Raw genomic sequence first — 12,119 nt, forward strand, 5'->3', positions numbered from 1 at the left:
GGCACTCAGGCTGCGTCGTTCAGTCTGACGAGATCGCGGCCCTTGGTTTCCGGTGCCAGGTAGGACGAGACCAGGGTGATCGCGGAGTAGATCACGAGCATCGCCGCGATGGGCCACCAGCTACCCGTCCATGCGATGAGGCTGGCGGCGAGCAACGGTCCGATCGCGGTGGCGAGGATGCCGCCGATTTCCTTGGCCAGTGCGAGTTGCGTGAAGCGGGTTCGCGCACCGAACAGTTCCGCCATCGTCACGCTCTCGAGTGAGAACAGGCCGAGCACACCAAGATTGAGGGCCAGCACCATTGCGACGACGAGGGCCACTGTGTTGCCGCTCGTGACCATCAGCATCAGTGGGAAAGCCAGAATCATCGTCAGCGCGCTGAGCACCATATAGATCGGACGACGACCGAATCGGTCGCCCAGGATGCCGACGATCGGAATGGTGGCGAAGCCGATGAGGGAACCGTAGACGATTGCACTGGTGGCAATGGAACGATCGATCAGCAGCGTCGACGCGATGTAGCCAACCAGGAATGTCTGGATCAGCCCGGAGTTGCCGGCCTGACCGAACCGCAGACCCAGCGCGATGAAGAACGCGCGGCCCTTCTTTTGCTTGAGGCCGGACTCGAGAACGCTGACCTTCAGTTCCTCGTCGGTCTTCTCGATCTCGTCGCGTGAGAGGGCCACACCGTCGACCACATCAGCACGCTCCTCGAAGACCGGGCTCTCCCTCAGGTTGGAGCGCAACCACACCGCGAAGATCATCAGGAAGAAGCTCGCGAGGAACGGTACTCGCCAGCCCCAGCTGAGCAACTGATCCTCGGACAGTACAGCGAGCAGTAAGGCCCAGATGGCGGACGCAGCAAGGGTTCCGGAGTTGGTGCCCAGGGAGACGAGCGAGGCGATGAGGCCACGACGCTTGTCCGGTGCGTACTCGACCAACATGACCGTGGCACCCGCGATTTCGGCTCCGGCACCGAATCCCTGGATGAGGCGAAGGGCGACGAGCAGGATCGGGGCCATGATGCCGATCGCGTCGTACGTCGGGAGCGCACCGATGAGGGTGGTGGAGGCACCCATCATCGCGATGGTGATGAACAGGACCTTCTTTCGACCGATCCGATCGCCCATCCGGCCGAAGTAGATGGCACCGACCAGGCGTGCGACATAGCCGACGCCGTACGTGGCCATGGCGGCGATCAATCCGATCGCCGGGCTGACGTCGGGGAAGAAGATGCGATTGAAGACGATCGCGGCGGCGAGCGAATACAGCTGGAAGTCCATGAATTCCATTGCCGTACCCAGCCAACCGGACATCGCCGCCTTGGTGAGGTCTTTCGTGCTGCGAGTCGGGACGGCGGTGTTACCGCGATCGTCCGTCGATTCGTTGGTGTCCTGTGACATCCGAAGCTCCATTGCTGGTGATGATCGATGAGTTCATGATGCGAGTTCGCCGGGGGCCTACGGGAGACCGGTGCCTCATCGAGGGAGGTTGGTGGCGCTCGCCACAGTGATATACAAGCACTGTTATACCAATCCGTCAATGACCCTTCGCGAACCGAACTAGGCGCTGGACAGCGCACTCGCAGAACGAGCCAGTTCCTCGATCGAGGCCCAGTCCCCCGCCTGCACGAGCGAGCGCGGCGTGAGCCAGCTACCGCCGACGCACACCACGTTGGGCAGCGCCAAGTAGTCGACGGCGTTCTGCGGAGTGATGCCACCGGTGGGGCAGAACGTCAAGTGAGGCAAAGGACCCGCCAGAGCCCCCAGCGCCGATGCCCCTCCCGACGACTCGGCCGGAAAGAACTTCATCTCGGTCGATCCGCCCTCGGCAACCGTCATCGCTTCGGTCGCCGTCGACACTCCCGCCAGAAGCGGAACCGGCAGCGCGCGGGCCGCGTCGAGCAGCCCCCTCGGGGATCCGGGCGAGACCAGGAATCGCGAGCCGGCATCCACCGATCTCAGCGCGTCCTCGCGGGTCAGCACCGTTCCCGCCCCGATGACAACTTCCGGCACGTTCGCAGCGATTGCTGCGATGGCACCGAGAGCGGCCTCCGAACGCAGCGTCATCTCGATGATGCCGATACCGCCGGCATACAGAGCCCGAGCCAGCGGAACCGCATCCTCGACCCGATCGATGACGACAACCGGAATAACAGGGCTTACGCGCAATACATCACGGGCAGTTAGGTTTTCGAGCAATTCTTCGAGTTCGGAGGTCATGTCAACACTCGTTTCCACTCGCTCAGCGAGTCGGTCCGTAGGAAGTCGGTCCACGCAACGACCTGCGTGCCGAACGGTGAAGTGGCCCCGAGATCGGGCCCGAAGATGGAGTCGATACCGAGCAGGTCCGACGCCGATCCGGCACGGGACAGCTGTGTCGACAACGGATCATCCAGCACACGTCCGGCTTTCGCTTCCTCCAGCACGAAAGCGCACCAGGCCCCGACGGCGAGAGCGAGCATGCCCGTCGAGCCACCGGCGGACGTTGCATCACGCACAGTCCCCAACAGGCGCGGACCGAGCTTCTGTGATCCGTCCATCGCCACCTGCCGGGTGGTGTGTTTCAGCGCCGGGTTGGCGAATCGCACCCGGACCTCGTCGCCGTACCCGACAGCATCCATTCCAGCCGCCATCGTCGGTGCGACGTCTCGGAGAACCATTGTCCGGCAGATCTCGTCGAGCACCGGATCCCCGACCGCCTCGGCGATGGTGCTGTGACCACGGAGGATGCCGAGGTACGCCAGCACCGAGTGGGTGCCATTGAGCACCCGCAGCTTCATCGTCTCCCAGGGCTCCACGTCGTCGACGAACTGCACGCCCACTCGCTCCCACGCCGGCCGTGGACCCGCGAAATCGTCCTCGATCACCCACTGCCGAAACGGTTCGCACACCACCAGAGCGTCGTCGCGTAGGCCGGTTCTTCGCTCGTTGTCCGCCCTGTCGTCGTCAGTGGTAGCGGGCACGATTCGATCGACCATGCTGCTGGGGAACGTGACTCGACGCGTGATCCATCCGGCCAGGCCGTCGTCGCGGTCACGGGCGGCGACGAAAGCGTGGACCAGCTCGGACAGAATTCGACCGTTCGACGGCAGGTTGTCGCAGCACAGCACCGTCAGAGGCGAATCGCCTGCCATGCGCCGAGCCAACCCCGCTACCAACTGCCCGACCACCGTACGCGGCGGCCTACCGCTCAGATCGGCCTCGATCTCCGGATCGTCCAGACGCAGTCGGCCCGACGCAGGGTCGAGCCGGTATCCCTTCTCGGTGACCGTCAGAGTGACGATGTGCGTTCCCGGATCGGCGATGGCCTCGACAACTGCGTCGGGGTTCGCGGTTGCGTTCCGTACGTCGAGCATCGAGCCGACGACGGTGGCCGTAGTCTCCTCGATCCCCTTCTGCACCAGGGTGAACAACCCGTCCTGTGGGGCGAGCTGCTCCACCACGGTATTGCTTCGCTGAGTGAAACCCGTGATGCCCCAGTTCGTTTCCCCGGTCAACAATGCGGCCTCGTAGGTGAACGCTGCCTGATGCGCCCGATGGAAAGCTCCGACACCGAGATGCACGATTCCGCTCGAGGTGGGACGGGCAACCTCGGCGGTCGCGTCGGACAACCGCGTGGACGCCGTCATGTAGCTACTCGCTCGCTGAGGTATCGCTCACTGTGGCGGCGGATCTCGTCGAGCGGTGCGATGAGGCCGGTGCCACCGCGTCCGCCGACGCTCAGCGAAGCCGCTGCCGCAGCCATGGCCGCAGCCTCGCGAAGATCGTCATCGAGAGCCAGACGCGCAGTCAGGGTGCCTGCGAACACGTCACCGGCACCGGTCTGATCGATCACTTGGAGAGCGGGAATCACCGGCTGATGGGACCGTCCCTCCTCGGTGAAGATGCTGGACCCGTCGGAGCCCTGGGTGACCACCACAGAGCGTGCACCCCAGCCCATCAGGGACGCCGCAGCGCTCGCCGGATCGTGTGTGCCCAGCAATAATTCGATCTCACTCGGTGCCGACGGAACCATCACCTCGCAGTAGGGGGCAATGCCCTGCAGGAACTCGCGGGCCTGCTCGGCCGTCGTCAACCTGGGACGGAAGTTGGGGTCGTAGACGAATCTGCGCGAATGCTGCGCCACGTGCAGCATCGTCCCGGCAACGGTCGGCGACAGCGCCGCAGCGATTCCGCCACCCAAGACGGCACCCGCATTCTCGATCACGCCCACGGGCAGGTCCGCCACGTCGAGCTGACTGCCCACCGATCCGGCTCGGGCATAGGAGAACTGACGATTGCCCTCGGGATCGATGTGCAGGAAGTAGACGCCCTGCTGGCCGGGGACTCGCCGAACGAAGGTGTCGTCGATGCCGAGCTCACGAATTCGCCGACAGACAGCGTCGCCGAGCTCGTCGTCGGATACCCGCGCTACGAGGGCTACCGAAGCCCCTGCAGCAGCAGCGGCGGCACCTGCGTTGACGACATCGCCCGATACTCCGAGCACACCGTCTGCTCCGTGCCGAAAGGCCTCGGTGGTCGAAACCTCGACGAGCGGCTCGCCGAGCAGGACTACATCGAACTGAGTTGTGGCCATGTGGCGCTTCACCAATCGTGCATACTGCCGTCGAGACGGCGATTGACGGGCAGATACTTGGGGTTGTACGGGTACTTCGCGGCGGCCTCTTCGTTCACCTCGACGCCGATACCCGGCTGGTTTCCCGGATGCATGAAGCCGTCGGTGAAGGTGTAGCTCGTCTGGAACACATCGCCCGTCGGGTCGACGTGCCCCATGTACTCCTGCACTCCGAAGTTGGGAATCGACAGATCCACGTGCAACGCGGCAGCGAGGGAAACCGGCGAAAGATCGCCCGCACCATGAGATCCCGATCGAACGCCGTACAGATCGGCCAGCGAGAAGATTCTGCGCAGATGGGTGATACCGCCGGCGTGCGAGACCGACGTGCGGATGTAGTCGATCCACCGGTTGGTGATCAGATCCTGGCAGTCCCAGATCGAGTTGAAGATCTCGCCGACGGCAATCGGGGTGGTGGTGTGCTGACGAATGACGGCGAAGGCGCTCTGATCCTCGGCGGGGGTGGGATCTTCGATCCAGAACATGCGCATCTCTTCGAGGTCTCGCCCGAGTCGGCCCGCTTCGATCGGGCTCAGACGGTGATGTACGTCGTGGAGCAGGTGGAAGTCGAACCCGTGACGTTCACGCACGGCACCGAGCATCTGCGGTGCGAACCGCATGTACGGGGCGGTATCCCACGAGTCCTCCTGCGGCGCAGCGCCGGATGCGGGTTCGTAGAAGCCGTCGACCGGAATTCCGTAGGTCTTCTTCAGGCCGGGAATGGCCGACTGGGCACGAATTGCTTTGTAGCCCTTGTCGAGATGCGCTTGGACGTCGTCGAGCATCTCGTCGATGCTACCGCCGCTGGCGTGCCCGTAGACCATGATCCCGTCTCGTGCAGCACCACCGAGGAGCTGGTAGACCGGCATATCGGCGGCCTTGCCCTTGATGTCCCACAGTGCGACGTCGACCGCTGCGATGGCTGTCATCGTCACCGGACCACGCCGCCAGTAGGCACCCTTGTACAGGTACTGCCAGATGTCTTCGATCCGGTGGGGATCGCGTCCGATCAGGAGCGGCGCAATGTGGTCCTTCAGGTACGACTCCACCGCGAGCTCGCGTCCGTTCAGAGTCGCATCACCCCACCCGACGATGCCCTCGTCGGTGGTGATCTTGAGCGTGACGTAGTTGCGGCCCGGAGCCGTCACGATGACGGTGGCGTCGATGATTTTCATTGCGGTCCTTGCGAAGTGGTGTCGATGACGATCTTGAGCTGGGTGGGGTCGGTGAGCGCGGCCTCGAGCGCTGCAGCCGATTCGGCCAACGGGTACGTCGATGTGACGAGCGCGGCGAGGTCCACTCGCGCCGATCCGGCGAGTGCGATCGCGTCGGCGAATGCCGAAGGGCCATAGCGGAAGCACCCGCGGATATCGAGCTCCCAGCGTTGCACTGCTCCGATGGGGAATTCGGCGACCGCGCGTCCCGGCACGCCGACGAGCGCCAGGATGCCTGCCGGGCCGAGGGAGCGTGCTGCATCGGCAATGGCTCCGGGGTGGCCCGAGCAGTCGAACGCGATGTCGAAGGTGCCCTCGGGCAGTGCATCTTCGCCCGAGCGCAACGTCGTGGTGGCACCGAGCGCTGCCGCGACCTCGAGCCGCGCGGGTGCGACGTCGGTGATGGTCGTCTCCGATGCGCCCAGGGCAATGACCGTCTGCAGAACCAGCAGTCCGATGGGCCCGGCACCGGTGATCGCGATGCGCTTGCCCAACACCGACCCGACCCTGGCTGCGGCCCACGCTGCGACGGCCAAGGGCTCGATCAGCGCAGCGACGCCGTCGTCGATCGAATCCGGGAGTGGGTGCGCGAATTCGGCTGTCAGGACAACGGATTGCCGCAGCAGTCCGTGATTCGGTGGGGATCCGAAGCAGACGACACTGGGGCAGACGTTGTAGTGACCGCTCAGGCTCAGCGACGAGGTGCCGTTCGGAACCGCGGGCTCGATTGCCACTCGCTGGCCGATTCGGCCCTGAGACACGCCCGCGCCGACCTCGGTGATGACCCCGAATCCCTCGTGCCCCAATACGGTGGGCTGCGTCAGCGAGTTGGAGCCGTTGCGGCCGTCTGCGTAGTAGTGCAGGTCCGAGCCACACAGGCTCACGCCGTGTACCTCCACCCTGACCTGGCCGTCGCCGACCTGCATACGGTCGATCTTCTCGATCCTCAGGTCACGTGGACCGTGCAGAACGGCCGCCTCGTCGTTGCCGCTGATCACTGCCATCGCTGTAGAGCCTCCGCCGTAGTGCCTTGAATATCAGTACTACCATACTAGTGACTGAGGGCACTTCGTCAAGGGTTCGGCACTGCGGGTCACCCGGCACCCCGCGTTAGTCTTGACCGGTGAGCACACAGAGCAGCAGGAAAGTCACCGCACGAGAGCGGGCGTACCGAGAATTACGCCTACGCATCGTGTCCTTGACGCTCCCCCCGGGTAGCCCGCTGTCGGAGAACGAACTCGCCGAGCAAATGTCCGTGAGCCGCACACCCGTCCGTGAGAGCTTGATCCTGCTGGCCGAAGAGGGCCTGGTTCAGGTCTTTCCGCAACTCGGTACATTCGTCTCACGCGTCGACACCGAGCGCGTTGCCGATGCCCAATTCGTCCGGGAGGCAATAGAAACCGCGTCGCTCAGCGATGCGGTCACGTCTCGGTCGGACGACGATCTGGCCGCGTTGCGGGCAAATCTCGCTGCGCAGGCCGAGCCCGGAATCGACATGGACCAGTTCTTCGAGCTGGACGAGCAATTCCACCAGTTACTTCTTGCGGCCGGTGGACATTCCGCCGCATGGCGATCCGTCGAATCGGCGAAGGCTCATCTGGACCGAGCACGACGACTGGGGCTTCGTGACACTCGGCCCATTCCCGACCTGATCGAACAACACACCGCAATAGTCGACGGCCTCGAAGCACGAGACTTCGAGGCCGCCGCTCGGTCGATGCGCGAGCATCTGCGTGCCGTGTTCGCCGATGTCGAATACATCAAGAGCAAGAGCCCACACCTGTTCTCCAACAGCAACGAACGACCGACACGCAAAGTCGTCTCCAGCTGGGAGTGAGTGCGGCTCCGCCGCAATGGTGCGGTTATGTGCCCTCCAGGGGACTCAACCAAACCACTGCCGTAGGCATTACAGGCGCTCGACGATGGTTGCGTTCGAGAGACCACCCGCCTCGCACATCACCTGCAACCCGAATCGCTGCTCGCGCTCGGCGAGTGCGTGGACCATAGTCGTCATGATGCGGGCACCACTGCCGCCGAGGGGATGACCGATGGCGATGGCTCCGCCGTTGACGTTGACCTTGTTCAGGTCCGCGCCGGTCTCCTTGGCCCATGCGAGCACCACGGACGCGAAGGCCTCGTTCACCTCGAACAGATCGATATCGTTCATGGTCAGCCCGGCTTTGGCGAGCACCTTCTTCGTCGCCGGGATGACTGCGGTGAGCATCATCAGCGGATCGTCGCCGACCACCGCAAAGCTGTGCAGCCTGGCCATCGGGGTGAGGCCGAGTTCCCTCGCCTTCTCGCTGGTGGTGATCATGACCGCCGCACTACCGTCGTTGACCTGACTTGCGTTGCCCGCAGTGATGTTCCACCCGATTTCCGGGAACCGCTGCGCCATGGCGTCGCTGTAGTAGGCCGGTCGCAGTCCGGCTAGGGTCTCCAGCGTGGATCCGGTGCGGATTCCCTCGTCGCGGTCGAGCCCACGGATTGCGGTGATCTCCCGCTTGAAACGTCCCTCTTCGGTGGCTGCGGCAGCCTTCGCATGACTCGACAAGGCGAACTCGTCCATCTCGGTGCGGCTGATACCCCACTTCGCCGCAATCAGTTCGGCGCTGATTCCCTGCGGCACCAGACCTTCCGGATACCTCTCGGTGAACCCGACACCTGCCGGATCTTCGGTTCCGACCAGGTTCGAACCCATCGGAATGCGGCTCATCGACTCCGAACCGGTAGCCACGGCCAGATCGTAAGCACCGGAGATGACACCCTGAGCGGCGAAATGTATTGCCTGCTGGCTACTTCCACATTGCCGGTCGACGGTGGTTGCGGGCACCGATTCGGGATAGCCCGCCGCCAGCGCCGCGCGCCGAGTCATGTTCGACGCCTGATCCCCTACCGCAGTGACAACTCCGCCGATGACGTCGTCGATCTGGTTCGGGTCTATCCCGCTGCGCTGCACTACTTCCCGCAGGCTGTGGGCCATCAGGTCGACTGGATGCTCGGGATGCAACGTGCCGTTCGTTTTGCCCCGCCCGACCGGGCTTCTCACTGCCTCGACGACGACTGCGTCTCTCATGACGGCTCCTTGTCCGATCGATCCGTTCCTATCGGATCGCTGACACCACGGTACGAGCTGGCTTTAGTTTTGTAAAGTTAGTAGGATCGTGACATGCCCCTCCACATGGACGGCCCGCTGTCCGACCTCGAGACCTGGACAGCCGGCGACCGATGCTCCATTGCGCGCGCCTTGTCTGTGGTCGGCACGCGATCGACCATGCTCATCCTGCGCGAGGCCTTCTACGGAACCACCCGCTTCGACGACTTCAGCCGACGCGTCGGCATCACCGACGCCAGCAGTGCGGCCCGCCTCAAAGAGCTGGTGGAGGTTGGGATCTTCGTCAAACAGCCCTACCGACCGGACAAGGGCAGAACGCGTTACGAATACGTTCTGACGAGGATGGGCGAGGATCTGCTGCCCGTCGTACTCGGATTGATGCAGTGGGGCGACCAATACCTGCAAGACGACGACGGGCCACTCGACGTCGTCGATTCACACGGCGAGCCCGTGCGAGTACGCGTCACCGACAACCGCGGTTCCGAAGTGCCGATGAACGAGTTGCGAGTACGGATACGCTGAGCCCGTGGTGATGTCGCGGTGGATCGGCGCAGCTCTCGGACTGACCCTGGCCGTCGCCTTCTCACTGCTGTGGCAGTTCGCCGCACCTCTCTCGGCGTTCGATGCGACGGCCCTTCCCGGCGAAACAGGAAGCGTGACCATCGTCGGCTACTCGATTGCGTTCGTGGAGAGAGGCCCACACTGGCTTGCCCCCTCACTGATCATCAGCGCCGTAACACTGTGCGCCTCAGCTACGGCCGCCGAGGCGCGAAACCGGTTCGGTCACAACCACACCGACGCGTCGAATCCACGCTGCGCGTGGTGGCCGCTGCCGACCTCGGTGCTGCTTGCAATCACCGTGTGGACGGTCGCCACAATCAATCCGCCCGCGAGCGCCGGCATCGACCTGGTTCGGCCCGACTCGATCGCTGCCCAGATGTCTCGGTCGCCACTGTTCCGCGATTCCAGCACGATCTTCCTGATCGAATTCCTGACCATCTCGTTCGCGATCGGTGCCGTCTTCACAGCTGGCCAGCGCGCCGCAGACGGCTGCAGGCGATCATGAAGGGAGCGGCTTCACCCGTTCCGCTCGGTATCGGTACCAGTCCTGCTCGGCCTCGGGTCCGTATTCTGCAACCAAATCCACGTACTCGACCGTCACGTGCTGACCCGGGTACAGCATGCGAAACCCCGATCCCTCGATGCTGGAGTAGAACACCCAACAGCCACCAGGAAGTTCGGGCGCGTCGAGCACACCCCAGCCTTCCTCACCGTTGAATTCGCGAACCACCGCTCGTGTCGTCGAGGTCGGTACCGGCGCGGGCATGAACGGCTGAGCGTCGTCCGACGCGACAAAATCAGTGATGCCGCCGTCTGGGCTGTACGTCCACGACGCTCCACGGAACGTCGGCTCGCCAGCGCTTCTGAAGAAGACCGAGATACCTGCGCCGGCGACGGCCAACGCCGCCAGGACATAGCCCCTCTGCCTCGAATAACCAATACCCACCGCCTGACGGTACCTGCACAGACTCCTCGGCAACGATTGCGCCGCAACCGCTCTCACACCGCCTCGACGGCGAGTGCGACTCCGATACCGATGAACAACACCCCGATCGCTCGGTTCCAGGACGTCGAGTTCGACGAACCGCCGGCCAGGCGGCCCACAGCGGCGGTGACCACTGCCCAGACCGCCAATCCGATTGCCACATCGACGATTCCGAGTAGACCGATCTGCAGGGGAAGTGCTCCGTCGGCATCGACGAACTGCGGCAGAAGCGCGACGAAGAACAGCACGGCTTTGGGATTGAGCAAGTTCGTCACCAGTCCCATGCGAAACCACCGCACGTCGGACGTCGCACTGCCTTCGGACGACGACTGCCGCAGCGCCGAGATGCCCAGCCACACCAGGTAGAGACCTCCGAGAATCTGAATGATGTTCAGCGCGGTCGGCGATCGAGAGATGAGCAGCGACAGCCCCACCACCGCTGCAACCATGTGCACGCACAGTCCGGTCTGCGCGCCGAGGCCCGCTCGCCACCCCGCGGCGCGGCTGCTCGCCGCCGCTCGGGCCACCACCGCGAAGTCAGGACCGGGTATCGCGTAGGCCAGGAGCACCACGCCGAGGAACGGTAACCATCGGATACCCGTCATTGTCTCGACGGTATCTGATGGTTTTCGATACGTAAACCGTTAGAGTGAGGATATGGATTGGAACTGGCTCGGCGACCACTTCGCACTCGATGTGGTCAACACCGTGCAGTTGCAGCGCGGCGCCTACGCCGAATTGATCGACTCGGTCGACGACCTCCAGGACTGGGCCGAACTGCAGGGCGCGCGAGTGCCCGAGGTCATCCCAGACGATGCCGACATCGACACGTTCAAGGTGACGCGCGATCACCTGCTGTCGCTACTGCGGGCGGTGGCGTCGAACATGGATGTTCCGCGGGAAAGCGTCGAACATATCGATGAGATTGCCCGACGCCATCCGGTGACCCGACGGCTCGATCTCGGCGACGGCGGTGGCGTCGGAGATGTTCTGGGAACCGATAATCCGATCGAATCACTGTGCGCGCGTGCGGCGTCCGCCGTCATTGATCTACTCAACGGGCCGGATCGCGCACGATTGGCCTTGTGCGACGCTCCGCGATGCGGTCAACTGTTTCTGCAGGATCGGCCCAATCAGCAATGGTGTTGCAGCGCATGCGGGAATCGCGCGCGTGCGGCGCGACACCACGCAAAGGAGAAGCGCGGATCATGAACATTTCGGTACGCCAGGTGGTACTCGACTGCACCGACGCCCGCGAACTCGCCGAGTTCTATCGGCAACTCCTGGGATTCGAGTACGTCCCCGGCGACGCCGAAACGATCGACCCGGACTGGCTCGCCATCAACGCACCCGACGGCTCGTGGCGCATCGCGTTCCAGCAGATCGATGCTCTTCCCGAAGCAACATGGCCGGACGGCGAACACCCGCAGATGGCGCACCTCGATTTCATGGTGAGCACCGTGGAAGAACTCGACGAAGAACACTCGCGTGCAATGGAATTGGGCGCGCGACTATTGCGGGATCTACACGACGATCCGGAAGAACCGATCCGAATCTACGCAGACCCGGCCGGCCACCCCTTCTGCATCTTCGTAGGGCCCTGAACCCGGCACACCAACACATCAGC

14 protein-coding genes are annotated in these 12,119 nt (G+C 63.8%); 5 read left to right on the forward strand and 9 right to left on the reverse strand.

Annotated elements, in window-relative coordinates; translation table 11 throughout:
* Window positions 1–5: 5 nt before the first annotated feature.
* The 6 genes from CH305_RS05805 to CH305_RS05830 form a co-directional block, all read right to left on the reverse strand.
* Window positions 6–1,403: an MFS transporter gene (locus CH305_RS05805; protein ID WP_094703197.1), complete on the reverse strand. Its 1,398-nt coding sequence runs from the start codon at window positions 1,401–1,403 to the stop codon at window positions 6–8.
* 159 nt (window positions 1,404–1,562) lie between these two features.
* Window positions 1,563–2,222, reverse strand: a complete 660-nt coding sequence (gene eda / locus CH305_RS05810) for a bifunctional 4-hydroxy-2-oxoglutarate aldolase/2-dehydro-3-deoxy-phosphogluconate aldolase (RefSeq protein WP_094703093.1) — start codon at window positions 2,220–2,222, stop codon at window positions 1,563–1,565.
* Window positions 2,219–3,631, reverse strand: a complete 1,413-nt coding sequence (locus tag CH305_RS05815; RefSeq protein ID WP_094703094.1) for a mannitol dehydrogenase family protein — start codon at window positions 3,629–3,631, stop codon at window positions 2,219–2,221. Before CH305_RS05815 ends, eda begins: the two co-directional genes overlap by 4 nt.
* Window positions 3,628–4,578 (reverse strand): PfkB family carbohydrate kinase, encoded by a 951-nt coding sequence (locus CH305_RS05820; protein ID WP_094703095.1) that lies wholly within the window; start codon window positions 4,576–4,578, stop codon window positions 3,628–3,630. Before CH305_RS05820 ends, CH305_RS05815 begins: the two co-directional genes overlap by 4 nt.
* An 8-nt stretch (window positions 4,579–4,586) precedes the next feature.
* Complete coding sequence (gene manD / locus CH305_RS05825; protein ID WP_032405309.1) at window positions 4,587–5,792, reverse strand: D-mannonate dehydratase ManD; 1,206 nt, start codon at window positions 5,790–5,792, stop codon at window positions 4,587–4,589.
* Entirely contained in the window at window positions 5,789–6,835 is a 1,047-nt protein-coding gene (locus CH305_RS05830; RefSeq protein ID WP_032405308.1) for a sorbitol dehydrogenase, read from the reverse strand. Before CH305_RS05830 ends, manD begins: the two co-directional genes overlap by 4 nt.
* A 119-nt stretch (window positions 6,836–6,954) precedes the next feature.
* On the opposite strand from CH305_RS05830, the gene CH305_RS05835 reads away from it, so the two are divergent.
* Entirely contained in the window at window positions 6,955–7,668 is a 714-nt protein-coding gene (locus CH305_RS05835; protein ID WP_032405307.1) for a GntR family transcriptional regulator, read from the forward strand.
* Window positions 7,669–7,737: 69 nt separating this feature from the next.
* On the opposite strand, the gene CH305_RS05840 is transcribed toward CH305_RS05835, so the two are convergent.
* Window positions 7,738–8,907: a thiolase family protein gene (locus CH305_RS05840; protein WP_094608661.1), complete on the reverse strand. Its 1,170-nt coding sequence runs from the start codon at window positions 8,905–8,907 to the stop codon at window positions 7,738–7,740.
* Between the two features lie 93 nt (window positions 8,908–9,000).
* Here CH305_RS05840 and CH305_RS05845 point away from each other — a divergent pair, with 93 nt between their 5' ends.
* On the forward strand, window positions 9,001–9,468 hold the full coding sequence (locus tag CH305_RS05845; protein WP_094608662.1) for a helix-turn-helix domain-containing protein: 468 nt from the start codon (window positions 9,001–9,003) through the stop codon (window positions 9,466–9,468).
* A gap of 4 nt (window positions 9,469–9,472) precedes the next feature.
* Window positions 9,473–10,012 (forward strand): hypothetical protein, encoded by a 540-nt coding sequence (locus CH305_RS05850; RefSeq protein WP_094703096.1) that lies wholly within the window; start codon window positions 9,473–9,475, stop codon window positions 10,010–10,012.
* Here the strand turns inward: CH305_RS05850 and CH305_RS29285 are convergent.
* The gene (locus CH305_RS29285; protein WP_218828572.1) at window positions 10,007–10,453 is read right to left on the reverse strand and encodes a cold-shock protein; all 447 of its coding nucleotides are present in this window, start codon (window positions 10,451–10,453) and stop codon (window positions 10,007–10,009) included. The genes CH305_RS05850 and CH305_RS29285 overlap by 6 nt on opposite strands.
* A 53-nt stretch (window positions 10,454–10,506) precedes the next feature.
* Window positions 10,507–11,097: a LysE family translocator gene (locus CH305_RS05860; RefSeq protein ID WP_094703097.1), complete on the reverse strand. Its 591-nt coding sequence runs from the start codon at window positions 11,095–11,097 to the stop codon at window positions 10,507–10,509.
* A 52-nt stretch (window positions 11,098–11,149) separates the two neighbouring features.
* Here CH305_RS05860 and CH305_RS05865 point away from each other — a divergent pair, with 52 nt between their 5' ends.
* Window positions 11,150–11,704: an ABATE domain-containing protein gene (locus CH305_RS05865; RefSeq protein WP_094703098.1), complete on the forward strand. Its 555-nt coding sequence runs from the start codon at window positions 11,150–11,152 to the stop codon at window positions 11,702–11,704.
* Entirely contained in the window at window positions 11,701–12,096 is a 396-nt protein-coding gene (locus tag CH305_RS05870) for a VOC family protein (RefSeq protein ID WP_094703099.1), read from the forward strand. The genes CH305_RS05865 and CH305_RS05870 overlap by 4 nt, the downstream gene beginning before the upstream one ends.
* Window positions 12,097–12,119 lie beyond the last annotated feature (23 nt).

Source organism: Rhodococcus sp. 15-649-2-2 (assembly GCF_002258645.1).
In the GTDB taxonomy this organism is placed as follows: Bacteria; Actinomycetota; Actinomycetes; order Mycobacteriales; family Mycobacteriaceae; genus Rhodococcoides.